20 protein-coding genes and 2 riboswitches are annotated in these 23,627 nt (G+C 45.8%); of the genes, 6 read left to right on the plus strand and 14 right to left on the minus strand.

From position 1 onward, the window contains the following. Positions 1-63: 63 nt before the first annotated feature. From BTA31_RS01405 to galE, 3 genes are read left to right on the plus strand one after another with little or no spacing between them, the layout of a single operon-like run. A complete protein-coding gene (locus BTA31_RS01405; protein ID WP_076788485.1) occupies positions 64-2,265 on the plus strand; it encodes a glycosyltransferase family 39 protein in 2,202 nt (733 codons plus the stop codon). Further along, a complete protein-coding gene (locus tag BTA31_RS01410; RefSeq protein WP_082247334.1) occupies positions 2,265-3,263 on the plus strand; it encodes a glycosyltransferase family 2 protein in 999 nt (332 codons plus the stop codon). Before BTA31_RS01405 ends, BTA31_RS01410 begins: the two co-directional genes overlap by 1 nt. 30 nt (positions 3,264-3,293) lie before the next feature. Beyond that, on the plus strand, positions 3,294-4,280 hold the full coding sequence (gene galE / locus BTA31_RS01415; protein WP_076788486.1) for a UDP-glucose 4-epimerase GalE: 987 nt from the start codon (positions 3,294-3,296) through the stop codon (positions 4,278-4,280). 317 nt (positions 4,281-4,597) lie between these two features. On the opposite strand, the gene BTA31_RS01420 is transcribed toward galE, so the two are convergent. From BTA31_RS01420 to BTA31_RS01435, 4 genes are read right to left on the minus strand one after another with little or no spacing between them, the layout of a single operon-like run. Then, positions 4,598-5,728 carry a hypothetical protein gene (locus tag BTA31_RS01420; RefSeq protein ID WP_076788489.1) on the minus strand — a complete coding sequence of 377 codons (1,131 nt, stop codon included), beginning with the start codon at positions 5,726-5,728 and terminating at the stop codon, positions 4,598-4,600. Between the two features lie 10 nt (positions 5,729-5,738). After that, positions 5,739-7,160: an alpha/beta fold hydrolase gene (locus BTA31_RS01425; protein ID WP_076788491.1), complete on the minus strand. Its 1,422-nt coding sequence runs from the start codon at positions 7,158-7,160 to the stop codon at positions 5,739-5,741. An 18-nt stretch (positions 7,161-7,178) separates the two neighbouring features. Then, entirely contained in the window at positions 7,179-7,817 is a 639-nt protein-coding gene (locus BTA31_RS01430; RefSeq protein ID WP_076788494.1) for a hypothetical protein, read from the minus strand. A gap of 2 nt (positions 7,818-7,819) precedes the next feature. After that, positions 7,820-8,116, minus strand: coding sequence for a DUF4176 domain-containing protein (locus tag BTA31_RS01435; RefSeq protein WP_020453491.1), 297 nt, complete (start codon positions 8,114-8,116; stop codon positions 7,820-7,822). Positions 8,117-8,643: 527 nt separating this feature from the next. After that, positions 8,644-8,745, plus strand: a riboswitch (purine riboswitch). Between the two features lie 134 nt (positions 8,746-8,879). On the opposite strand from BTA31_RS01435, the gene BTA31_RS01440 reads away from it, so the two are divergent. Both BTA31_RS01440 and BTA31_RS01445 read left to right on the plus strand, forming a co-directional pair. Next, complete coding sequence (locus BTA31_RS01440; RefSeq protein ID WP_076788496.1) at positions 8,880-10,073, plus strand: nucleoside transporter C-terminal domain-containing protein; 1,194 nt, start codon at positions 8,880-8,882, stop codon at positions 10,071-10,073. A gap of 141 nt (positions 10,074-10,214) precedes the next feature. After that, the gene (locus BTA31_RS01445; RefSeq protein ID WP_043928280.1) at positions 10,215-10,589 is read left to right on the plus strand and encodes a hypothetical protein; all 375 of its coding nucleotides are present in this window, start codon (positions 10,215-10,217) and stop codon (positions 10,587-10,589) included. 61 nt (positions 10,590-10,650) lie between these two features. Here BTA31_RS01445 and BTA31_RS01450 read toward each other — a convergent pair whose 3' ends face one another. From BTA31_RS01450 to tenA, 9 genes are all read right to left on the minus strand, one after another. Beyond that, positions 10,651-12,735 (minus strand): catalase, encoded by a 2,085-nt coding sequence (locus BTA31_RS01450; protein WP_076788498.1) that lies wholly within the window; start codon positions 12,733-12,735, stop codon positions 10,651-10,653. 178 nt (positions 12,736-12,913) lie between these two features. Further along, positions 12,914-13,366, minus strand: a complete 453-nt coding sequence (locus BTA31_RS01455; RefSeq protein ID WP_076788572.1) for an AraC family transcriptional regulator — start codon at positions 13,364-13,366, stop codon at positions 12,914-12,916. A 166-nt stretch (positions 13,367-13,532) separates the two neighbouring features. Next, the gene (locus BTA31_RS01460) at positions 13,533-14,951 is read right to left on the minus strand and encodes a glycoside hydrolase family 1 protein (RefSeq protein WP_076788500.1); all 1,419 of its coding nucleotides are present in this window, start codon (positions 14,949-14,951) and stop codon (positions 13,533-13,535) included. Then, positions 14,941-16,800 carry a PTS beta-glucoside transporter subunit IIBCA gene (locus BTA31_RS01465; RefSeq protein WP_076788503.1) on the minus strand — a complete coding sequence of 620 codons (1,860 nt, stop codon included), beginning with the start codon at positions 16,798-16,800 and terminating at the stop codon, positions 14,941-14,943. The genes BTA31_RS01460 and BTA31_RS01465 overlap by 11 nt, the downstream gene beginning before the upstream one ends. A 310-nt stretch (positions 16,801-17,110) precedes the next feature. Continuing rightward, positions 17,111-17,944 (minus strand): BglG family transcription antiterminator LicT, encoded by an 834-nt coding sequence (gene licT / locus BTA31_RS01470; RefSeq protein WP_020453498.1) that lies wholly within the window; start codon positions 17,942-17,944, stop codon positions 17,111-17,113. A gap of 190 nt (positions 17,945-18,134) precedes the next feature. Then, a complete protein-coding gene (locus tag BTA31_RS01475; protein WP_076788505.1) occupies positions 18,135-18,869 on the minus strand; it encodes an energy-coupling factor transporter transmembrane component T family protein in 735 nt (244 codons plus the stop codon). Beyond that, entirely contained in the window at positions 18,866-20,455 is a 1,590-nt protein-coding gene (locus tag BTA31_RS01480; protein ID WP_076788508.1) for an ABC transporter ATP-binding protein, read from the minus strand. Before BTA31_RS01480 ends, BTA31_RS01475 begins: the two co-directional genes overlap by 4 nt. Beyond that, the gene (locus tag BTA31_RS01485) at positions 20,430-21,029 is read right to left on the minus strand and encodes an ECF transporter S component (RefSeq protein WP_043925260.1); all 600 of its coding nucleotides are present in this window, start codon (positions 21,027-21,029) and stop codon (positions 20,430-20,432) included. Before BTA31_RS01485 ends, BTA31_RS01480 begins: the two co-directional genes overlap by 26 nt. Continuing rightward, complete coding sequence (gene tenA, locus BTA31_RS01490; protein ID WP_076788510.1) at positions 21,026-21,712, minus strand: thiaminase II; 687 nt, start codon at positions 21,710-21,712, stop codon at positions 21,026-21,028. Before tenA ends, BTA31_RS01485 begins: the two co-directional genes overlap by 4 nt. Before the next feature lie 112 nt (positions 21,713-21,824). After that, a riboswitch (TPP riboswitch) is annotated at positions 21,825-21,929 on the minus strand. A 204-nt stretch (positions 21,930-22,133) separates the two neighbouring features. Between tenA and BTA31_RS22925 the strand changes: the two genes are divergently transcribed. Next, positions 22,134-22,292, plus strand: a complete 159-nt coding sequence (locus tag BTA31_RS22925) for a hypothetical protein (RefSeq protein WP_020453503.1) — start codon at positions 22,134-22,136, stop codon at positions 22,290-22,292. Positions 22,293-22,343: 51 nt separating this feature from the next. On the opposite strand, the gene aceA is transcribed toward BTA31_RS22925, so the two are convergent. After that, entirely contained in the window at positions 22,344-23,615 is a 1,272-nt protein-coding gene (gene aceA, locus BTA31_RS01495; protein WP_076788512.1) for an isocitrate lyase, read from the minus strand. Positions 23,616-23,627 lie beyond the last annotated feature (12 nt).

Genomic DNA, 23,627 nt, shown 5'->3' on the forward strand with positions numbered 1-23,627 from the left:
TGATTTGTTCATAGTTTGATCATATTTGGCTTCTATAATGCTCTTTAGTGAGGTGATCGAACAATGATTAAGAAAAGGAAAATCGATATATTCCTGGTCTTCATTCTTGTATTATCTGCAGCTTTAAACTTGTACGGCATCTGGAATAATGACACAGACAACGCCTACTATACGGCGGCTGTTGAAAGTATGACCCAAAGCTTTCATAACTTCTTTTACGCATCATTTGATCCAGCAGGCTTTGTAACAGTTGATAAACCGCCTGTCGCACTCTGGATTCAAACACTTTTTGCACTTGTGTTCGGCGTGCACGGCTGGAGCGTCGTTCTCCCTGAAGCCATTGCCGAAGTGATTTCCGTAGCACTCTTGTACTTCATTGTAAAACCTACCTTTGGCAAAACGGCGGCCAGAATTTCAGCTCTTATTATGGCGTGTACGCCGATTGCCGTTGCGGTCAGTCATACAAACAACGTCGACAGCATTCTCGTCCTTTGCTTGATGATTGCAACCTGGATGTTGTTTAAAGCAGTCCGCAAAGGAAAAATCGGCTGGCTGCTCGGCGCATTCTGTATGATCGGCGTCGGCTTTAACGTCAAAATGCTGCAAGCTTACATGGTATTACCGGCATTCCTGCTGTTTTACATGATTGCAGCAAAAACGACGATTCGCAAAAAAATTGTGTCCCTTATCACAGCCATGATCGTTCTGGCAGGCGTTTCCGTTTCCTGGGCAGTTGTCGTCGACAGCCAGCCGGAGAGTTCGCGCCCTTATATCGGAAGCAGCCAGACCAACTCTGTCCTTGAGCTGGCGTTTGGCTACAACGGCATCCAGCGTCTCACAGGGCAAAACGGTGCAGACGGGGGCGGAACCTCCTCATCTGATCAAGATCAAAAGAACCAGCAGCAAGAAACGCCGCAGCAGCAAAGCGGCGATACCGAAACCAACTCAGACTCGGCAAATGGACAAATGGCTCCGCCAAACGGAGGCGAGATGCCTTCAGGCGGACCGGACGGCCAGCAGGGTGATGTCCAAAGCGGCGGCAGTCCCGGTGGCGGCACGAGCGGCATGTTTGGCACAGGAAACCCGGGCCCTCTCAGACTATTCCAATCTGAGCTTTCCGGACAGGCAAGCTGGCTGATCCCGTTTGTCCTCTTCGGCATCATCGGTTTGCTGATCACGGGCCTTCGCGGGCAAAGAAAATTCAATGAAACAACGACTGAAACGATTTTCTGGATGATGTGGCTTCTGCCGGTCGCTGCATTTTTCAGCGTCGCCGGATTCTTCCATCATTACTATCTGATTATGCTGGCAGCACCGATTGCGGCATTGTCAGGTGCAGGCTGGACAGCGCTCGTTCGCCTCTATCAGGAAGAAAGCGGCTGGAAAAAACAACTTCTGCCGATCGGAATTTTGCTGACAACCGCATTTGAATTGTATATTTTGAGTCCTTATCTCAGCGAAATCGGCATCATCTGGAGCATACTGATCGGCGCTTTCGGCATTGTCACAAGCTGTCTCCTCATCTTTCTCAAGAAAGGAAAGTCATTCAGCTACTATGTATCGCTTGCAGCGCTGCTCGGCATGCTGATCGGACCTTTCTATTGGACAACGGTGACGCTTGCTGACGGTGTAAACGGCATGATTCCGCAGGCCGGCCCTAAATCCGCACAATCATTTGGCGGCGGTGGCAGAGGTAAGATGCAGAACAACAACGGCAGCGGACCTCCCGGATTTAACAGCCAAGACGGCCAAACAGACAGTGAACAAAACAGCAATGATTTTTCAGCTGATAGCGGTTCCGGCCAAAACAGCCAAAATCAGAATGACAAAGGCGCAAGCGACCGTCAACAAGGCGGACCAAGCGGCGGCGGCCCTGGAAACGGCGAATCAGTCGATGAAGATCTGTTGAGCTACCTTGAAAAGAACAACACAGGTGAAAAGTATTTATTTGCAGTCTCAAGCGCAACTTCTGCTCAATCTTACATCATCAAAACGGGCAAAGCTGTGATGGCGATGGGCGGATTCTCAGGAAGCGACCCGATTTTGACGGTTGAAAAACTTGAGAAGCTCGTCAAAAACGGTGAAGTCAAGTACTTCATGATCGGCGACGGCCGAGGCCAGGACAATTCAGAGATCACCAACTGGATTAAAGAAAACGGCACAGAAATTTCAAAAAGCGATTACAGCAGCTCTTCTTCAGATAACGATTCCCAGTCAGGCGGACCTGGCAGAAATCAGACGCTTTATAAAGTGGAGCTGGATTGATGAAAGGAAAGGTGATGAATATGCAGAAACAAGTCACATTTTCAATTGTAGTCCCTGTCTACAACGAAGCGGAAGTGCTTCAAAGCACCTATGACCGATTAAAAACCGTCATGGACTCGACAGGCGATCCCTATGAACTGATTTTTGTAAACGACGGTTCAAGCGATGACAGCATTCACATGCTGAAGTCGCTTGCTCAGTCAGACCCGGCAGTAAAATGCATCAATTTCTCAAGAAACTTCGGTCATCAGATCGCGATTACGGCCGGCACGGACTATGCTGCCGGCGAGGCGATCGTTGTGATCGACGCCGATTTGCAGGATCCTCCCGAATTGATTTTGGAAATGGCGGAAAAATGGCGCCACGGCTTTGACGTTGTATACGCCGTCCGCACAAAGCGCGAAGGAGAAACATTTTTCAAAAAGCAAACGGCCGCCATGTTCTACCGGATTTTAAGAAAACTCACAGACGTTGATATCCCGGTGGATACAGGAGACTTCCGGCTCATGGACCGGAAAGTGGTCAATGAAATGAACAAGCTGAAAGAAAAAAATCCATTCGTCCGCGGCCTTGTCAGCTGGCTCGGATTCAAGCAGACCGCCGTCTATTACGAGCGCCACGAAAGGCTTGCAGGGGAAACGAAGTACCCGCTGAAAAAAATGCTGAAGCTTTCGCTCGACGGCATCACTTCATTTTCCTTTCAGCCGCTGAAACTGGCAAGCTACTCAGGAATCGCGCTGTCAGCGGTCGGCTTTATATACGCCTTCATCGTCGTTTGCATGAAGCTGTTTACGACAAGCACCATTACAGGATGGTCGTCGATGATCATTCTGCAATGCTTGTTCAGCGGATTTATCCTGATCATCCTCGGAGCAATCGGTGAATACATCGGCCGCATTTATGACGAAGTGAAAGACAGGCCGCTTTATATCATTGACGGCAAATACGGATTTGAAGAACAGCGGCGGGCGGCAGCTCCGCAGCGCCATATGATGTAGAAGACGAGAGATCCAAAAGGAGGGATTCCGATGAGCATACTAGTTGTCGGGGGAGCCGGTTATATCGGTTCCCACGCCGTTTACACGTTAATTGAGAAAAAAGAAAGAGTCGTTGTTGTGGATTCCCTGGCAACAGGACACGCAGAAGCCGTTCACCCCGAAGCTGCGTTTTATAAAGGGGACATTCGCGACCGGCATTTTCTCAAGCAAGTATTTGAAAATGAGGACATTGAAGCCGTCATGCATTTCGCAGCATCTCCCATTCCATCACAGTCGAATCGCGTTTTTTCTTCTTTCAACGCAAACATGATAGGCATGGAAACACTGCTTGACGTGATGAAAGAATACGATGTCAGCCGGATCGTTTTTGCGTCAAGTGCAGCCGTCTACGGCAGTCCGGAACTGCCTGTCACTGAAGAAACCGAACCTGAGCCCGTTCACCCGCACGGCAAGGTCAAATGTATGATGGAGAAAATGCTGATGGAAGCGGAAAAAGCGTACGGCCTGAAATATGTGATCCTCCGCTCCTTCAATGCGTGCGGCGCCTCCGCCATCATCGGAGAAGACCGGAGGAGCGAAACACATCTCATTTCAAAAGTTCTGCGAACCGCTCTCGGACACCTTCCTTTTGTTCACATAGATCAACCTGAAGACGGAACTGGCTTCCGCGATTATATTCACGTTCAGGATTTGGCAGAAGCACACGTGCTCGCCATCAGTCACTTGCGGAAAGGCAAGGATAGCCGAATCTACAATCTCAGCTATGGCGAAAGCTACTCCGCTGAACAAATCATCCTTGCCGCCCAATATGTCACAGGCATTCCCCTCATCGCCGCAAATCTGACAGAAACGGACATCGATTCACAAGAAACATTGACCGCTTGTTCTTCCAGAGCCAGAAAAGAATTAGGCTGGACCCCAAAGCACAACAGCCTGATCGCGATCATCCGCGACGCCTGGAACTGGCACTCTGCGAATCCGAATGGGTTTGCGTCGGTGAAGGTGAGGCAAGGGTGAAAAATGAACTGCACCTAGGCAGTGTCTAACGATAGGAGGTGCGGTCTTTTCTTATGATAAATGTATACTGTATTGGCTTAAAAAGCCCTACAACAATATTTCACTCCTTACGAACCATTCAAAATAAACTAATAAAGTGAATACCAACAGAAAAGTTCGCACTATCTTTGAGGCCTGCCTGTTACAGAAAATAGAGTTGAACACTCGTCCTCCCCCTAATCAATTCCTAAATCAACTAAGTAAGCTGTCGGCTGTTTAAGACATTCAAAACATCCGCTGAACCAATAATTTTTTCCTTTTAAAAATTCAAATAAAAATCATCTAGATATCCCTAAATCAACCAAATAAGCTGTCGGCTGTTTTTTATTTTTTTGTAAGTCAATCAGCACATTAAGGGAGCCTGCTGTTCCAATCATTTTTCCATGATATGAAATAAACAGTACCACATAATTTTCATTAAAATATTGAATATTAGCTATCCTTGCATCGCCTGCGTTAAAATCCATCTCTTTTGCAATTTGCTTGAAGTCAATCTTAAACTGAGCTTCATATTTTTCATTTCCTTTTAGATAATTATCCACTGTTTGTATCTGTTGAATACCATCCGAAATCACAAAGTTTTCTTTTTCTTTAGCTCCGTTAATGTAAACATATTTACCGTCTTTGCTCAAAATATCAGTGTCTTTAATTTTCCGGACTTTATTCGTCTTTTTTTCGAAAGTGTATTTATCGAATAACTTACGATATGATCCATCCTCTGTCACTTTTGGAAAGACAGATAAGTATTCCTTTAATCTTCCTGACTCTATTGATGAATTTAATTCCTCTTCTTTTACAATCTCGTGCTTTGAAAAATCTCGTTTTAAAAAAAGATAATAAATTTGTCTACCTTCTAAGCTACCATTTTTTAATTTTTTATACATTCGTACTTGTATAAGCATGTTTTCTTTGTTAATTTCTTGAAGTGCTAAGTATACTTTTTTTCCATTTGCTGAAGGCAATTCAAACTGTTTTTCCCCGCTTGTTGTTTTCACTTTTAGGAAATTCTTTTTGTCTAACGTCATTTCCGGGAGATTTTCGTCTAATTCATTGTTTATTTTTCTTTTCTCTAAAAAATTGATTTGAGCTAAATCATACAACTTTTTCGAGGGATTTTTTTTAGCTGAGAAAATAGGTTTGTACAAATCCATAAGTTCTTTATCTGTATATTTATAATAACGAAGCCCTGCTTTATCACTGCGCATAATCGTATAAATATGATCTTGATAATTCAAAGTTGCATCTGTCGCTAAATCAAGTTCATGTCTCATAAATTCTCCAAATGCGGGACTGTCTTCTTTCGGTAAGCCTTTTTTATAGATGACTTCCTGAACATCATCTTTACCGCAGCCGGTGATTACTAGTAAGAGTATTATTATGCTAAAGCTTACAAACCTTTTTTTTATCATTAAACTGCTCCTATTCTGCTTCTTTTTTATTAACCTCTCGAATTAAGTCTATAAATTCAGAGTCTTCAACTTCATAAATATGTCCAGGTTTGGTGACACCGGAACCTTTTACTTCAATTTCTGGTTTTTCATCAATAAGATCGCCTAAAATTTCCCCATGTTGACTTTCGACTGAAACAATATCATCACTGTTTATTTTATGCTTCCCGCTTGCGGTATAGTAAGGGGAAAAACTCACAGTATCCTCTGTTCTGTATCCCGCCGCAGCGGTAATGTCCATTTTCTGAAGCTTTTGATACACCTCAGGGTTGGCAGATTTCAAATGATTAATGTCCTCAGTCATCGCCTCACTGTCCATATCAGTGTAGGCATTACTGTAGTCTTTGCCATTATCATTGTTTTTGTTCTCTTCATTAAAATCTAAATAATCACTCGTGTCAGTAGTATTCCTTCCTGCAGCATTGTCTGCGATCCAGCGTGCTCTGTTAGCCCCAATAGCTAAGAGATTTTTATCATACGGGGTTCCAATTGTTGTGATGCTTCGCACATGATCAGGGTAATCCATCGCAAATTGCAGTGATCTTCTCCCGCCATAACTGTGGCCGAACATATCGATCTTTGTCGTATCATTCATTAGCCCCATTTCATTCAGCTTTTCAGCTAAATCGTCGCTTGTCGCTTGGCGATGTTCATTCATATATTCTGTATCATAAACAATATGGAGGCGTCCGTTTGTGTTAAAGGTGTCCACTTTTTTTATCTTTTCATATGAATCTTCCTCATATATTATCCCATCTTTATCAATAAACCTATATACCCTTTTACCTCCGTCATTCGGGACATAGATAATAAGATCACCCTTCTGTGCAGCCTCTTTTACACTTTCATAGAAACCATTCCCACTATCCTCAATCCCATGCACATAAACCGAAACATTCTTATAATCCGAAAAGTCACCTTTCACGTGATTAACCGAATTATACAAGATTGAGATGTCTGTCAAGGCTTCGCGCATTGGGGCGCGGTGGGTGCGGGCGACATTGCTGAAATCTTGTTCCACCTGATCAAGGCCATTTTTTAGATTCTCGTATTGGCTAATTAAAAGAACGACGTCACTCGTAATATTGTTGCGTTTCTGTATGTCTTCCGGTGAGGGGTCTTCCATAGACTCAAACTTGCGTCTGGCATTCTCCTGACAATCTTTTAAATCCTTTATCCAATCGTTGATTTCCGATTTGATATCAGCCACATTAAAATCCATTACGTTTTTTGATACAAAGTTCGGAAGTTCTTTATTTTCTATCGAAACCCATATTTTATTAAAAGCTTCAAGCAAACGGCTGGATTGAGCATGCTGCAGCATTCGATTTGCTCTTCTTTCATGGCTTTTGATAATATTTGTGATTTCTGGCTCTCTATTATAATATGCCATAACTCTAGTTCCCTTCCATCATTTCACTCTTTGCAGTTGTTGTGAAATTACGTTATCGACACGCTTTAATTCCTTAACGATGTTTTTAGCGTTTGCCGAAAGTTCTTTGACTCTTTTTTTAAGCTCCGTCATGATCGATTTGATGTGCGACTTTGCGTCAGACCAGACGTCATCAAATTTTTCCCACGGAAATTCTGTTTCATACATCATTTCTCTGAGCATTGTGTCAAAATGGTGCAAAACTTCATCAAGTGTGGATAGATTTGTTTCAAATTTTCCGGTTGCCTGGTGTAACGATTCACCGTTTACTTTAATTTCACTTTGAACTCTTTCAGCCGAAAACGTATGGTTTCTTTCTGAGCGTGACTGCGGCTGAACATTGGCCGGTTTGTCGGATTCGTCCGTCAGTTCGACCGCTTTTGCAAAACAGCGCACACTGTCGGCAAAATATAATAAACAGCTGCTCGCTTTACTGAAAAAGTTGATGTTGTCGCTCATTTTTTTCTGAAGCGCTGCGGCGGCTTTTCCGCTGTGCCGGTCTAATTCTTCACGAAAAAACACCATGTTCTCAAATACATGGCTAAAGGCGTTTTCCAGCTGACTAATGGTCCCCGCTGCCTTGTGTGAAAGTTCTTTATTGAAGCGAAAATGTCCCATCGTCATTGCTCCTTATTTTCGTTTTTTCCTGCTTCAGCTTCTGTTAGCAACTCATCAAGCTGCAATTCTTTTTGGTCGACATATCCGTAATGGTACACAACTTCTATATCTTGTTTATTAAATAAAACTAGCTGCTCTTTTGGATCGGTAAATCCGTTTGGATAGTCGACAGCTGCATAATCTCTGATGACATGGTTTGTCTCAGAAAACATTTGCCTCCCGATGATAAGCAGACGTCTTGAATCATTATGTAAGCCGACAACACTGCCGACAGGAAGATAGTTCTTTTTTAACAGCATAATTGATTATCCCTCTTTTTCTCTGAAATTGGACATATATACAAGTTGTAAAAACATAGGAAAATCATAGCAAAAAAGTTTCATTCCATTCAACGAACTAAAGTACCGTGAAATTATACCTATTTAAATTAGAGACTTTTGATTTAACGTTCGCTCTTTACGTAAGATTTGTCGGTGTCATTAGTATGTTACAGTGAGGCCTTAGCACTGAAACGATTCATTATACTTACGGGAACTTCCAGATAAAGTTTCACAAAAAAACCGCCATAATAGGCGGCATCATGAAGATATAAAGCGCAATCGCTTACGATTTTCCTCTAATAAAAAGAATCTTATCAACTTCCATTTTTCGTCTGTTGTTCTGTACATCGTCACTTCAATCATTTTTCCCGCTTGAAAAGCCGGCTTTCAAAGACTAAGCAACAAGCGCCCTGCACCCTCTCCTAGACATGACTTCATTTGAAAAATTATTGTGAAAATATATTTTTAGCTTGAATTTTACACCATCTCGAGATAAAATACAGACAAAATAATAGAAGCTCACTTCTTGTATATAATCAGTAATAGGGTCTGATTGTTTCTACCTGGCAACCGTAAATCGCCAGACTACAAGGAAGTTTGAATAGATTTGATCATGTAAAAAGTGTATTGCGCAAACAATATATCTATTTTTCATTTGCTCTTATTTTTCATGCTTTCTTTATCGGAACCCATGAAAAGTAAGAGCTTTTTTATTTTCAAAAAACATTCGGGAGTTGGCATCATGTATTTTCTCATTAATATTTTAGGCATTTTCATTGTCATGTCTGTGATTTATTTTTGTTCTCCGCGAAAGAAAAGTGTGAAATGGAGGCCGATTCTCTCCCTTTTCATCGTTGAGCTTTTTGTGACATGGTTTATGCTTGGGACAAAAATCGGCGGATGGGCCATCAACCTGATCGCCTCTTTCTTTTCGTGGCTGATCGCTTGTGCAAGCGACGGTATCGCGTTTGCCTTTCCGTCCGTGATGGGCAATGAAACCGTTGACTTTTTCTTCAGCGCCTTGCTGCCGATTATTTTTGTTGTGACATTTTTTGATATACTGGCTTATTTCGGAATTTTAACTTGGATGATAGATAAGATCGGCTGGGTGATTTCGAAAGTTTCACGCCTTCCTAAATTAGAAAGTTTCTTTTCGATTCAAATGATGTTTCTGGGCAATACTGAAGCGCTCGCCGTCATTCGCGGGCAATTGGCCGTATTGAAGGACAACCGCCTGCTGACGTTCGGCATCATGAGCATGAGCAGCATCAGCGGATCGATTCTCGGGTCTTATTTAACGATGGTTCCTGCGACATACGTATTTACCGCCATTCCGCTGAACTGCTTAAATGCGTTGATCTTGGCCAGCATTTTAAACCCGGTGGAAGTCACTAAGGATGAAGACATCATTTACGTACCGCCAAAAGAAGAGAAGAAGGATTTTTTCTCAACGATTTCAAACAGCATGATGGTCGGAATGAATATGGTCATCGTCATTCTCGCCATGGTCATTGGATATGTCGCTTTAACCTCATGTTTGAACGGTATTTTGGGCTTGATCGTAGACGGCTTGACGATTCAAAAAATCTTTTCCTACATCTTCAGTCCGTTCGCATTCCTGCTTGGACTGGCGCCGGGCGACGCGATGTATGTTGCACAGCTGATGGGGATGAAACTCGCCACGAACGAATTCGTCGCGATGATGGATTTAAAAACGCAGCTAGACGCGATTTCACCCCATACAGCCGCCGTGGCCACAACATTTTTGACGTCGTTTGCCAACTTCAGCACAATCGGGATGATCTATGGAACGTACAATTCCTTATTTAACGGAGAAAAATCGGCGATTATCGGGAGAAACGTGCGGAAGCTCCTTGTCAGCGGAATAGCGGTGTCGCTGTTGAGCGCGGGGATTGTCGGGCTGTTTGTGTGGTAATCGGATTTTTAATCAATCATTTCTTAACTTGCCATTCACGTGGCAAGTTTTTTTGTCCTTTTTGTAAAGTTCATTTTACGTAAAGTTAACTTTACTATATAATTGGGTAAAAATACAAAACTCTAATAAGGAGGAGATGTCATGGCTTTGCGAAAAATCTATTACATCATTGGAGGATTGTTTGTCTTTATATTTCTTGCAAAACTGGCCTTCGGTATAGCTGCTGGTTCAATATCTTTAATCGAACTTTTAATGTTTGGCACATTAGCTTTTTTAAGTTTTGCCGGAGGATACCTCTACCCGCAATTCAAACAAAAGGATGAAAGATCTCAACACATCAGACAAAAAGGAATGCAGTTTTCCATGATCGCTTTATCTGTGTACCTTTTGGTGCTCATCATCGGAATGCAAATGGGCTTTATCACATTAGCGGGAATTGATGTGATTCGGATATTGGTTTCATTACAGATTATCACGGTATTTTCATCATGGATTATTTTATCCAGGAAGTTTTAAACTGTTTTTATTCATTATTTGAAAAAGCACCCTTGAAACAGGGTGCTTAGAAATCTCTTCACTATGAAACTTGCCTATCCCAATGGCGGTGCCCGCCGATCGCTTCGACCAGCTTTTTGCCGAAGTCGTCTTTGCTCTTTTCATTACGAGAGGTGATAATGCCCGGCTGTGCAGCCGCGTGGGAACCGGCGGCAGACAGCAGGAGATCGATCCCTTTGCCTGAGGCTCCGATCGCTTTATAATGTCCGAATGCTTCATTGACAAAATCCGATGCGGCTTTATGCATTTGCAGGCGTTCTATGCTTTCTTGGCCGCCCGGAATGTAAACAGCATCATACAGCACGGAATCGACCGTCTGCAAAGTGTTTCCGACTTCTATTTCTGTGCCGCCAGCCCCTTTGATCACACCGAGTGCCGAGCTGACAATGTCCGGCATGATGCCGGCTTTTTTGAACTCTTTCAACACCCGGCTGAGGTCCTCATCATCAAAACCTTGTTCTGCTAATATGGCGACGGTCCTTGTCTGCGGCAGTTTCACCGTGTTTTCCTGGCTGAGCGCAGGGGATTTGAGCGTCACATTGGAGCCTTCGTCTTTTTCAGGGGGCTCTACGCCTACACCCGCAGCGATTTGCTTGGCAAGCTCCCTGTCAACCCGGTTAAACATATGAACGACTTGGCGGCGGACATCCTTGCTTTTGACCTTTCCGACTTCAAAGCGGAACGCTGAAATGATATGTTCTTTTTCAACGGGAGACATGCTGTTCCAAAACAGCTTCGCTTGCGAATAGTGATCGTTAAAGCTTTCGCTGCGCTGGCGGATTTTTTTGCCCTCGACTTTTTCCTCGTAGTGCACATATCCGCCTTCTTCTTCTGAAGCAGGCGCCGGATCGTTGTTTTGCAGCGAATTTTTATGATAAGCGACAGGCCCTTTGTTAATCGTCATCCTGTGATAGCCGTCATACTGGTTGTTATGGAACGGACAAACCGGCCTGTTGATCGGAATTTCGTGAAAGTTTGGCCCTCCCAATCGGATCAGCTGTGTGTCCGTATAAGAAAAGAGCCTGCCTTGCAAAAGCGGATCGTTTGTGAAATCGATCCCCGGAACAACATGGCCCGGATGGAAAGCGACCTGTTCGGTTTCGGCAAAAACGTTGTCCTGGTTTCGATTCAGCGTCATTTTGCCGATGATTTTGACAGGGACCATTTCTTCCGGCCAAAGCTTTGTCGGGTCAAGGATATCGAAGTCAAACTTGAACTCGTCTTCTTCGTCAATCATTTGCACGCCGAGCTCATACTCCACTTCATCGCCTCTTTCGATCGCTTCCCACAGATCGCGGCGGTGATAGTCGGGATCTTTTCCGGCGATTGTCTGCGCTTCGTCCCAGACGAGTGAATGGACGCCGAGGACGGGCTTCCAGTGAAATTTAACAAAGCGCGCCTTGCCTTCTTCATTTACAAACCTGAACGTATGAACGCCAAAGCCTTCCATCATCCTGTAGCTTCGCGGAATCGCCCTGTCAGACATCGCCCACATGATCATGTGAGCCGTTTCTTCATTGTTGGCGACAAAGTCCCAAAACGTATCGTGCGCCGTAGAAGCCTGCGGCATTTCGTTATTCGGTTCCGGTTTAAAGGCGTGCACCAGGTCAGGGAACTTGATGGCATCCTGAATGAAGAAAACGGGGATGTTGTTGCCGACAAGGTCGTAGTTCCCTTCTTCTGTATAAAACTTTGTCGCGAATCCTCTGACATCGCGGACAGTGTCACCCGAGCCCCTGGAACCCGCTACAGTTGAGAACCTGACAAACACCGGTGTTTTCACTGACGGATCTTGAAGAAACTTTGCTTTCGTATATTCCGTCATCGGCTCGTAAACCTGGAAATAGCCATGCGCGCCAAAACCCCTCGCATGGACGACGCGCTCCGGAATCCGTTCATGGTCAAAATGGGTCATTTTTTCACGGAAATGAAAGTCCTCCATCAACGTCGGACCGCGCACGCCTGCTTTTAAGGAGTGCTCATCTTCAGATACGCGCAAACCTTGGTTCGTCGTCATTTTTTTGCCCCGGTTGTCGGACCGGTACTGTTCGAGTTGTTGATCCTTGCTGTGCTCATTGACTTTGCGGCGGCCATCATTGTTATTCACTTGTCATCCCTCCTCATTTTTATTCCCTATGTAGTTGATCTGGAATGCTATTTTATGATTTACCCTGTCTGTCAGCGAGTTAAACTCTTTTAATAGATTTAAAGTTTTGGACAAGAAGCGATCGACTGATAACTTCTTGCCCTCTCCTCCTTGTGACAACTACACAAGAAAAAACGAATTAAACCGATTTTAAGGGTACACATATTTCACAATACGGATTGTTCACCATATCCCCCATGTATTTTTCCATCATTGGTCTATTGTCCAATTGATATTCATTGTTTTGCAGGGATGAAAAAATATCAGAATATGCTTTTTGAATATCTTCCGCTGTATGTTTAACATCGTAAATCAGGTATTGTCCGCCGGAAATTTCGCCTTCAAAAACTGAATCATCGACTTGATAATCATGCGGTATCACAATACAAGCATCAAATCGACAATGATCAGGCAGTGTTGTTTCCGGGTTATCTTGTGGAATCGCAAACAGAATGGCAGACTCAAGAAGATCTTTTTTCTTAGCCCATTTTTTCAACTTCTCCATTACCTCAATATTGGCAGGACCGTAGGGACCAACTCTTCGCATATAAGCAATGCGATAGTTTGGAAGTGTTTCGATTTTGAATGTCATAGGTTCTTTCTTCCTTTCCTCATTGTTGTTCGTTCCGTTTCGAATGTAACACGCTTTAAAAAGATATACATTCATATTTTTAAAAATCTTCTGTAAATTTTAAAATGATTATTTTCAAACTAAAAAGAGGATATTCAGAGATTATCTGAACATCCTCTTTCTTTGTTTAATCGAGTGTTTCGCCGTTTGAAGCAATCAGGTCTTTATACCAGTAAAAGCTTTTTTTGCGAATGCGGCGCAAGTCTTTCAAGTCAAATTCATCGCGATTCACATAAATAAATCCGTAGCGTTTTGAACAGCCTTGATGGGTTGAAATCAAGTCGATGGCAGACCATGGGGAGTAGCCGAAAACATCGACTCCATCCGTGATGGCCAGCTGAATTTGCTTAATATGCTCCTTTAAATAATCGATGCGGTAGTCGTCATTTACGACATCTCCGTCTTCAAGCTGATCAAACGCGCCGAGGCCGTTCTCAGTGACGATCAGCGGCAGCTGATAGCGGTCGTAAATTTCGCGCAGCGTCGAACGGAAACCAACAGGGTCAATCTCCCAGCCAAATGCGTTTTTCTTTAGGTGCGGATTGCTGCTTCCCCTGTATACGCCTTCTTCTCCTGTCTGCAAATGCTGGTCGCCGCCTCGCGCAGCCGTGTCGCTGCCGTCACCCCTGCTCGCTTCAGCCGTTTGCGATGTATAGTAGTTAAATGCGATAAAGTCCGGCTTGGCTGACCGCAGAATATCCATATCCCCTTCGGCGATGACCGGTGTGCAGCCTTTTTCTTTCATATATGCCCATGCCGTTGTATTGTACCGTCCGAATACGGCCATATCCAAGTAAAGCCAGTTGCGGATCGCATTATAGTTAAAAGCCGCCAGCACGTCCTCCGGTTTCGAAGAAGCGGGATAGATGAGCGCGATATTCGGCGCAGGACCGATTTTTGCTTCCGGCAGCATCTCATGGCAAAGCTTGATCGCTTTCGCCTGTGCGACGAGCATGTGATGGTTTTGCTGATAAAGCTCTTTTTTCGGATTTTCCAAGTTCGGATCGAGTGTACCGAGTGCAGACCCGTGGAGAATCATCATATTTTGCTCATTGATGGTCAGCCAGTATTTGACGCGGTCTCCGTAGCTTTCAAAAAGGATCTTCGCATACTTTTCAAAGGCATCAATCGTGGCCCTGTCCGACCAGCCGCCTTTTTTCTGCAAAGCATTCGGCAGATCGAAGTGGTACATCGTAACAATCGGTTCGATTCCATATTTCAGGAGTTCATCGATCAAACGGCTGTAAAATTCGATGCCCTTTGGATTAATATCGCCGTCCCCATCCGGTATGATGCGCGTCCAGGCAATCGAAAAACGGTATGCTTTGAAGCCCATTTCTGCAAACAAAGCGATATCTTCTTTATAGCGGTGGTAATGGTCGCTTGCGACTTTAAAATCGGTTGTCCCTTCCGGGTAGCTTTCGCGCGCATCGATGACAGAAGACCCTTTTCCATCTTCATCCCAAGCGCCCTCCACTTGATAAGCGGAAGTAGACGCGCCCCACAAAAAATCTTCCGGAAATTGAGCTAATGTTTTATATTTCATGATTATTTTCCTCCCATGGTGATGAAATTAAAGTGATGATCTGCTCTTCAGTTTTCACCTTTTTTTGATCCGTTGGAATGATATCCGTGTATTGACCGGAATTTGTAACGATGATCGGCGTTTTCACGTCAAATCCTTCTTCTTTCAAAGCGTCCAGATCGAATTCTGCGAGTATATCACCCCGTTTCACTTTTTGCCCCTGCACGACTTTAGAATTGAAGTGCTTTCCGTCGAGTCTGACCGTGTCCATTCCGATATGAATCAAAATCTCGGCTCCGCTTTCCGACGTTATGCCGTATGCGTGACCCGTCGGAAATGCCGTTGTCACGATGCCGTCCGCAGGAGCGGTGACAACGCCTTTTGACGGAAGCACCGCGATTCCTTCTCCAAGCGCCCCCGATGCAAACACTTTATCTGATACTTCTGTTAACGGCAGAACTTCTCCTTGCAAAGGGCTGTAAATTGGTTCACCGCCGCTGTTTTCAACGGGCTGCTCCTTTGTCTCCTCCACAGGGTCGTCAAAGCCGACAATGTAAGTGAGCAAAATCGATAAAACAAACGAAACTGAGATTCCGATGATGAAGCCGAGAAAGCCTGGCCCGTAAAAAATCGGAATCGTCAACAAGCCCGGAGCACCCGAAGCGAGGGCGACGCTGCCGGAGTATCCGATAATGGCTCCGCCTGCCGCCGCACTGATGACACCGCATACAAACGGCTTTTTCAGCCTGAGCGTCACCCCGTAAACGGCCGGCTCTGTAATCCCGAATATCCCGGTAACGGCAGCTGATCCTGCCAATGCTTTCAACTTCTTGTTTTTCGTCTTCAGCATGACGCCAAATGCGGCTCCTGTTTGGGCAAACACGGCGGCTGCCGTCGCCGGTTTGATGTAGTCCTTGCCGTGGACGGCAATGTTGTTCAAGATGACAGGGACGATCCCCCAGTGAATCCCGAAGATGACAAGGATTTGCCATAAGGCCGCGATAATCGCTCCTGCCAGAATCGGGCTGAGATCAAAAACGGACAGAATCGCAGCCGCGATCCCGTTTCCTGTGTAAACGCCGAGCGGTCCGAATACGATCAAGGTTAACGGCACCATCACCGTCAGGCAGATTAAAGGGGTAATAAAGTTTTTCACGCTTTCATGAATAAAGCGCATACATAATCTTTCAAGATAGCTCATCACAAACACTGCAAGGATAATCGGGATGACGGTCGATGTATAATTCATCAAGACGACCGGAATGCCGAAAAACTCCGTCTGGGCGCCGCTGTTTTTCAGTTCGAGTATCGTTGGATAGATCAGCGCCCCGGCAATCGTCAGCGCTATGAACGGGTTCGCTCCGAATTTTTTGGCTGCCGTAACAGCGAGCAGCAAAGGCAGGAAATAAAACAGGCTGTCGGCTGCCGCGTAAAGAATCGTATATGTCGTCTCTTCCGGCGAGAGCCAGCCGGCATTTGTACAAATCAAAAGCAGGCCTTTTAAAATCCCCGCTCCCGCCATGACGCCGAGCAGCGGAGTGAAAATGCTTGATACGACATCTACCAATCTACCGGCGAGGCTTCCTTTCTCTTTTTGGCTGTGATCGGCCGCAGAACCTTCCAACAGCTGAGAGATCCGGCCGATTTCTTTATAGACCTCAGGAACGTTATTGCCGATAACGACTTGAAATTGTCCGCCGCTCTCCACCACGGTTACCACGCCATCCGTATTTTCAAGCGCTTCCCTGTCTGCTTTGGAACGATCCTTCAATTTGAAGCGAAGCCGTGTCGCGCAATGGACAAGTGATACAACGTTCTTCTCCCCGCCGACGCACGCCAAAATATTTTTTGCCATTGATTGAACATTCATCGTTGATCATCTCCTGTCTCTCCTAAAGCCCTATCAAGCTGTTAAAAAATAAAAAACCTAAACTAAAGCCAGTACAAAGAAGGCTTAGTTTAGGTTTTGCCTGCCGAACAGTAACAATCCCGTTTTAAGACATGATGAAAATAAAAAAACCTAAATCACTGTGAAAAACAAGGGCATAAGAATCCCGCTCACAGTCATTTAGGTTTTGCCTGCATGATCAGTAACAATCCTAACAACCTGTATAAGTTGATGTAAGTAAAAAGTAGCATACATTTATCCAATTGTCAACGCTTTCATTTGGCATCATCCTCTATTTTTGATGAACGACCCGCTCGATATGAATCGTCAAATACAGTAGCTCTTCGTTTGTCAGCTGATGACCGTATTCTTTTTCGATGTACTGCCTGATTTTATTTGTACACACATAAGCGTCGCGGTACTTATTTTTGACGGTTTCAAATAAAAAGTCGTCCCGGCTTTCCATATAGGCTCCGCTGAACAGCCGCTGCGCGAAAAATTTCAAATGGGTAATGAAACGGTAATAGTGAAGCGATTCTTCGTCAAAATCGATATGAAAGTGATATTTGACGATGCTTAAAATCTCCTGCATGACTTTCGTAATATTGACGATGTTCGGCATTTCTTCATTCAGCTCGGCGTTTACGATATGGAGCGCGATAAAGGCGGCTTCATCCTCCGGAAGAGCTGTCCCCGTTTTCTTTTCAATGATGGCCAGCGCCTCTTTGCCGATGGCGAACTCATCTTTATACAGCCGTTTCGTCTCCCAAAGCAGAGCGTTTTTAATATCCAGGCCCTTTTTATGCCGTTCGACGGCGAAATGAATATGGTCGGTCAGCGAGACATAAATGCTGTCATTCAGCTTCTTGCCGAGCTTTAATTTCGCATAGGAGATAATTTCTTCAGACATTTCCATAAATTCGATCGGAATTTCGTCCAACAGCGTCTTAAACCGTTCTGATACATCTTTATTATCAAGCCTGAAAATCTTCTCGATTCTCGATTCATCCACCGCTTCACCAGGCTTTTTTTGAAAAGCGATTCCCCTGCCCATGACCACTAATTCCTGACCCTGTTCATTTAAAACACTGATCACATTGTTGTTGATCACTTTGGCAATTTTCACATCGCGCCACTCCCATCTTTTAAGGGGATTTTTTATACTTCTTTTTTCATATGGTACACATTGATTGTACAACCTTTTTGGCCTAGGTCAATATGTTTCAGTCAACGTCCGAAATGTTTACATTTTACAGAATGCCCGTCAGTGCCCGATTTATAAAAAAGAGCCGCAATGCGGCCCAGTAAAAATCCCCTTAAAAAATGAGCAATATTCCAGCTGCGACTGACGCCAGACCCGCAAAATAAACGAAGTCTTTTCCGGAAAGCCGCGCTGTTTGATAGTAGGTGCGGTCTTTTGTACCGGTAAACCCTCTCGCTTCCATGGCAACAGCGATTCTTTCCGATTTGCGGATGCCTTGCGAAAACAACGGCAGTGCATAGCGAATAAACGCCTTCCAGCTGTTTTTTTGCTTATAGCCCCTGATTTTATGCGCTGCTTTCATTTGCGAAAGCTCCGACTGAAAAAGCGGGACAAAACGAAAACCGGCCAACAAGCCATAGGCCCACTTAGGCGACAGTCTGCATTGATGAATCAGGCTCATAATAAACTGCGTCAAATCAGTTGTTGACGTAAACAAGAGACCGTATGTGACAAAGCCGAGCATCCGCAGCGCGATTGTCAGCCCATTACCGACGCTTTCCTCGGTGACGCGGAACCAGGCCCATTCCCAAATCGTTTCCTCGCCTTTTCCGAAAGCGGCCATCATCCAAAAGACGAGAATAAAAAAGACGAGATAAGGCAATAGCCGTTTACTCAAATAAGACAACGTCCATCCCCCGAAAAAAATTCCGATGGCGACCGCAAACAGCCAAATGAAAAAAGTCGGTTTCGGATTTGAAACAAACATGAGAATGCACATGACCAGGAGGTGAGAAAAGAGCTTGGCGCTCGGGTTCAATGCCGAAAGAAATGAACCATTGCTTTTCATACGGGAACCCTCTCCTTTCTTTCGTGCATGAGCCGGTAGTGAAGCGGCGGTATCAATGAAAAGCGGCGGACCAGGTCTTGATCAGAGAACAATTGATACGGCGTTCCTTGATATGCCGCTTTCCCTTGATGAAATACGATGACCCGGCCGGAATGCTCGTCGACGATGTCCATGTCATGCGTCACCATCACAATCGTCGTCCCCCGTTCCTGCCGCTCCTTTAATCGCTTGATCAATTCTTTCGCCGTCTTTTCGTCCTGACCGAATGTCGGCTCGTCAAGCAGCAGCAAATCCTGGTCAAACAAAAGCATCGTCGCAACGCTTAAACGTCGTTTCTGCCCGAGGCTTAATGTAAAGGGATGCGCTTTTTGATGTGCATCAAGCCCGAATTCCTGCAGCAATTCAGCCGTTTTCCTTTCGACCTGATCCTCCGGCCAGCCCCGCTGTCTCGCCCCGAACGCGATCTCATCAAACACCGTGTCCCGAATAAATTGAAGCTCGGGATTTTGAAAGACAAAGCCGGCCTTCTCATAGAGCGTCCGGTCGGACCATTTCTTCAGCTCCCGGTCCTCCAGATAAAGGCGCCCTTTCTTGACCGCTTCAAGCCTGATCAGACTTTTTAAAAACGTACTCTTTCCGCTGCCATTCTCGCCGATGACCGAAATCCATTCCCCCCTTGGAATCTCAAGGGTGATGCCGTCGGCCACGATCTTTTTCCGATAGCCGATCGCTGCGTCCTCTGTGCGGATCAATATGTCCCTGTCTGCAGACCTGTTTTTCGCCACCTCTTCTTTCATTTTCAATGTAGAAGAGAGCTTGACGGCGAGCGGATGATCATCTTGTGTGATGACATCTTCCCATACCGCAGGATACAGTTTCGGCTGCCAGATACCTGCCGCTTTCATCTCCGGCTGAAAATGTTTCACGATTTCTTCCGGCTTTCCGTCAGCGATGATCTGTCCCTTTCCATTGAAAAGAATGACGCGGTCCATCCACTCGATACAGCCGTCCAGCACGTGTTCGACGAACACCATCGTCTGTCCGTTTTTTCGGGAAACGTCACGGAGCAAGGCAAAGATGTCTTTCCGGCTGGCCGGGTCCAGCTGCGCCGTCGGCTCGTCAAAAAACAGCACTTCAGGTTCCAGAGCGAGCAGGCACGCTAATGCCAGCCTCTGCTTCATCCCGCCTGACAAAGTTTCGATCGGCGTTTTCTGATCTATCTTTAATCCGACCAGCTCCATCAGCTCCGAGATGATGCCGTTCATATCTTTTGGGGGAACGGATCGATTTTCAAGACTAAAAGCGATTTCCTCGTCGGCATGAAGCATACAGAACTGCGAATCCGGATCCTGAAACATCACGCCGGCGCTCTTTCTGCGATTAACCTCTCCGCTGACTTCAGCTTCGACATGTTCAGGAATGATGCCGGAAAGCACGGACAACAACGTCGATTTGCCGCTTCCGCTCGGACCGAGTATCAGCACTTTTTCTCCCTGCCCGATCGACAGCGAGACCCGGTCCAAGACTGTTTCAGGACGATGATAAAAACGGACGGAAAGGTTACTGCATCCGAGAAATGAACGCATCGGCATCATCCTTCTTCCGCTGTTCCTTCATGATCTCATACTGGTTCAGGACTCCCGTTTTCGCAAGTGCTTCGACAACGGCTTTTGCCAGCCAGCCGCCGAGTACAATGCCGCTGATGATTTGGATGATAAGCGTCAAGATCAGCGTTTGCGTTGTATAGTAGGCAAAACCGTTTGCCATCAGGCTGTATGTCATGCTCCCGACCGCGGCAAGCGCACCGGAAAGCATAAGAGTAAATAGGTTATAACGCTTATAGCGAAAGATCGCAAACGCAATTTCCGCACCGGCTCCCTGGAACACTCCGATTAATAATGCTGACAGTCCAAAGTGGCTTCCGGTCAGCAGTTCGACCGCCGCAGCTGCCGTCTCGGCAATCAGCGCCGCACCCGGTTTACGGATGATATAAGCGACAATCGGGCTTGCGATCACCCAAATGCCGAACATAAAGTTCGCTCCGACGGGCCCGACAATAGCTGAAACAGGGATCCATAAGGTGGACCATCCTAAGTAAATGACGCCGCATGCCACGGACAAGATCACTGCCATCACGACTTCTTTCATGTTCCAATTCATCGTCTCACCGCCTCCACTTCCACAGGCCAATCTTCAACCGTATAAGCCATCTCCCAAAAGCCGTATTCAAGCTGACAGCTTTGCAAAAAGAGCTCCTTCATCTTTTCTTTTTCAGCCTTGCCCGCTGTTTCGGCCCATTCATCCAGGCGGGCGCAAAACTTTGTCGTGATTGAATCGGTTCTGTCTCCGTAAAAACAGATCCAGTCATAAAATGGATGCGATGGATCAGGCTGAACGTCCATCATCAGTTTTTTTCCGATCTCCCAATATGTCCACGGACAAGGCAGCAAGACGGCTAATATCTCTCCCAGCGTACCTTCGTGCGCCGCCGTCAGCATATGGCGGATATAATGATGGGCAGAAGGCGCAAGCGGATAGCCCTGCAGAGATTCATACTCCACCCCCGCGGCCCGGCACAGGTTGTTGTGCGGGTGCACTTCGCTGTTTAATACAAACGAAATCTGCTCATGGAACATCTCCATGTCTTCTCGGTTTTGACACTTAGAAATCGCAATTCCGTAGATTTGAATAAAGGCGTTCAAATACTCGTAATCTTGCTTCACATAATGCATAAGCTGCTCCTTTTTCAGCCTGCCGGACGCCAGCCCCAGTACAAACGGATGCTCAAAAATGGCTTCAAAAATAGGGTCTGCCTTGCGGCGAAGTTCTGCAGAAAAACTCATGTAGATAGCCTCCTCAGCAATCGGTTTTATAAGGAAGGCACAGGGGGGCAAGCGGCTTTATATGCAAAAAAGCCGCCCCAAAATGGAGCGGCCTTGGTATGATGAAATCATAAAGACACCGGCTCCACTTCCCTACGCTAGTATGAACTAGATCAGGTTCAAAGGGTCCAAGATCGCTTCTTGTCTCAGCCGGCTTACGGCTCCCCTAGTGGACTTCCTATTACATTAACTTTTACTCTACACATCAATGATTATGATGTCAACCTGAGTTTTTCAGTTTTATTCTTGTATAGAACCGCCGGTTTCATACAGTTAGTGCAGTGACCAAAAATATTTATAGAAAAATATAAATTTTCTGAAACCTTTCCCTGGGCTCATTCGTCATATATAACGAAGACAAAAAAATTTGGAGGGGATATTTATGATGATGTTTATCTTGATTTTGACAATGGCTGTGTATTTGTTCTATTCTTTCAGCAAAGACAACCGGCCGGCCAAAAGAAACAACAAGAATCATCAGACACTGACTGTTATTAGGGAAAACCCTTTTACCGCCCCTTCCAATGATGTCAATTGCTAACTTGATAGACAACAAGCAAGCCGCCCAATGACGGGCGGCTTTTTCACGTTTTTATGATTGAAACTGTTCCGCTTCAGTCGATCCCTTCAGTGCAGTGGTTGATGAAGTCCCGCCTGTCACGACCTGGGCGACTTCATCAAAGTAGCTCGTTCCGACTTCGCGCTGATGCCTTGTCGCCGTATAGCCGTGGCCTTCGCTGGCAAACTCGGCCTGCTGTAGATCAGAGTACGCCGCCATTCCGCGGTGCTTATATTGGCGGGCCAATTCAAACATGCCGTGATTTAAAGCGTGGAAGCCCGCCAGTGTGACAAATTGAAATTTATAGCCCATTTCACTGAGCTGTTTCTGGAAGTTCAAGATGGTGTTGTCATCCAGTTTGGCCTTCCAGTTGAACGAAGGGGAGCAATTATAGGCGAGCAGTTTACCCGGGAATTTCTCATGGATCGCCTGTGCAAATCGGCGGGCTTCTTCAATATTCGGCTCAGACGTTTCACACCAGATCAAATCGGCATACGGTGCATACGCCAAGCCTCTCGCAATCGCCTGATCAAGGCCCGACTTTGTTTTAAAGAACCCTTCCGCTGTTCGTTCTCCCGTCAAAAACGGCGCATCATATGAATCGACGTCGCTTGTGATCAGGTCAGCCGCATTCGCGTCCGTGCGGGCAATAAGAATGGTCGGGACTCCCATAACATCTGCGGCGAGGCGCGCCGCAATCAAATTGCGCACTGCCGTTTGCGTCGGAAGCAGCACTTTTCCGCCCAAATGCCCGCACTTTTTTTCAGACGACAGCTGATCTTCAAAGTGAACCCCTGCGGCGCCGGCTTCAATCATGCTTTTCATCAGCTCGAACACATTCAGCTGTCCGCCGAAGCCTGCTTCAGCGTCGGCCACAATCGGGGCAAACCAATCGATGTCTTCTTTCCCTTCCATATGATGGATTTGATCGGCGCGCTGCAGCGTGCGGTTAATTTTTTTGACGACTTCCGGCACGCTGTTTGCCGGATAAAGGCTTTGGTCAGGATACATGCTCCCTGACAAATTGGCATCAGCAGCCACCTGCCAGCCGCTTAAATAAATCGCTTTCAATCCGGCTTTTACTTGCTGCATGGCTTGGTTTCCGGTCAAAGCACCCAGCGCCGGGACGAAATCCTCTGTGTGGAGAAGCTTCCACAGCTTTTCGGCGCCGCGCCTTGCAATCGTGTATTCAATCTCGAGCGTACCTCTCAGCCGAATGACATCAGCCGCCTGATACGGCCTTGTGATTCCTTTCCAGCGTTCTTCATGCTCCCAGCTTTCTGCGAGTTGTTTTTCTTTCAGCATCGCACATTCCCC

It is taken from the genome of Bacillus haynesii (genome assembly GCF_001969855.1).
GTDB classification, from domain to species: Bacteria; Bacillota; Bacilli; order Bacillales; family Bacillaceae; genus Bacillus; species Bacillus haynesii.

Coding starts and splice junctions, on each gene's coding strand:
- BTA31_RS01405 (WP_076788485.1), top strand. CDS start 64: ATGATTAAGAAAAGGAAAATCGATATATTCCTGGTCTTCATTCTTGTA.
- BTA31_RS01410 (WP_082247334.1), top strand. CDS start 2,265: ATGAAAGGAAAGGTGATGAATATGCAGAAACAAGTCACATTTTCAATT.
- galE (WP_076788486.1), top strand. CDS start 3,294: ATGAGCATACTAGTTGTCGGGGGAGCCGGTTATATCGGTTCCCACGCC.
- BTA31_RS01420 (WP_076788489.1), bottom strand. CDS start 5,728: ATGATAAAAAAAAGGTTTGTAAGCTTTAGCATAATAATACTCTTACTA.
- BTA31_RS01425 (WP_076788491.1), bottom strand. CDS start 7,160: ATGGCATATTATAATAGAGAGCCAGAAATCACAAATATTATCAAAAGC.
- BTA31_RS01430 (WP_076788494.1), bottom strand. CDS start 7,817: ATGGGACATTTTCGCTTCAATAAAGAACTTTCACACAAGGCAGCGGGG.
- BTA31_RS01435 (WP_020453491.1), bottom strand. CDS start 8,116: ATGCTGTTAAAAAAGAACTATCTTCCTGTCGGCAGTGTTGTCGGCTTA.
- BTA31_RS01440 (WP_076788496.1), top strand. CDS start 8,880: ATGTATTTTCTCATTAATATTTTAGGCATTTTCATTGTCATGTCTGTG.
- BTA31_RS01445 (WP_043928280.1), top strand. CDS start 10,215: ATGGCTTTGCGAAAAATCTATTACATCATTGGAGGATTGTTTGTCTTT.
- BTA31_RS01455 (WP_076788572.1), bottom strand. CDS start 13,366: ATGACATTCAAAATCGAAACACTTCCAAACTATCGCATTGCTTATATG.
- BTA31_RS01460 (WP_076788500.1), bottom strand. CDS start 14,951: ATGAAATATAAAACATTAGCTCAATTTCCGGAAGATTTTTTGTGGGGC.
- BTA31_RS01465 (WP_076788503.1), bottom strand. CDS start 16,800: ATGAATGTTCAATCAATGGCAAAAAATATTTTGGCGTGCGTCGGCGGG.
- BTA31_RS01475 (WP_076788505.1), bottom strand. CDS start 18,869: ATGAAAAGCAATGGTTCATTTCTTTCGGCATTGAACCCGAGCGCCAAG.
- BTA31_RS01480 (WP_076788508.1), bottom strand. CDS start 20,455: ATGCGTTCATTTCTCGGATGCAGTAACCTTTCCGTCCGTTTTTATCAT.
- BTA31_RS01485 (WP_043925260.1), bottom strand. CDS start 21,029: ATGAATTGGAACATGAAAGAAGTCGTGATGGCAGTGATCTTGTCCGTG.
- tenA (WP_076788510.1), bottom strand. CDS start 21,712: ATGAGTTTTTCTGCAGAACTTCGCCGCAAGGCAGACCCTATTTTTGAA.
- BTA31_RS22925 (WP_020453503.1), top strand. CDS start 22,134: ATGATGATGTTTATCTTGATTTTGACAATGGCTGTGTATTTGTTCTAT.
- aceA (WP_076788512.1), bottom strand. CDS start 23,615: ATGCTGAAAGAAAAACAACTCGCAGAAAGCTGGGAGCATGAAGAACGC.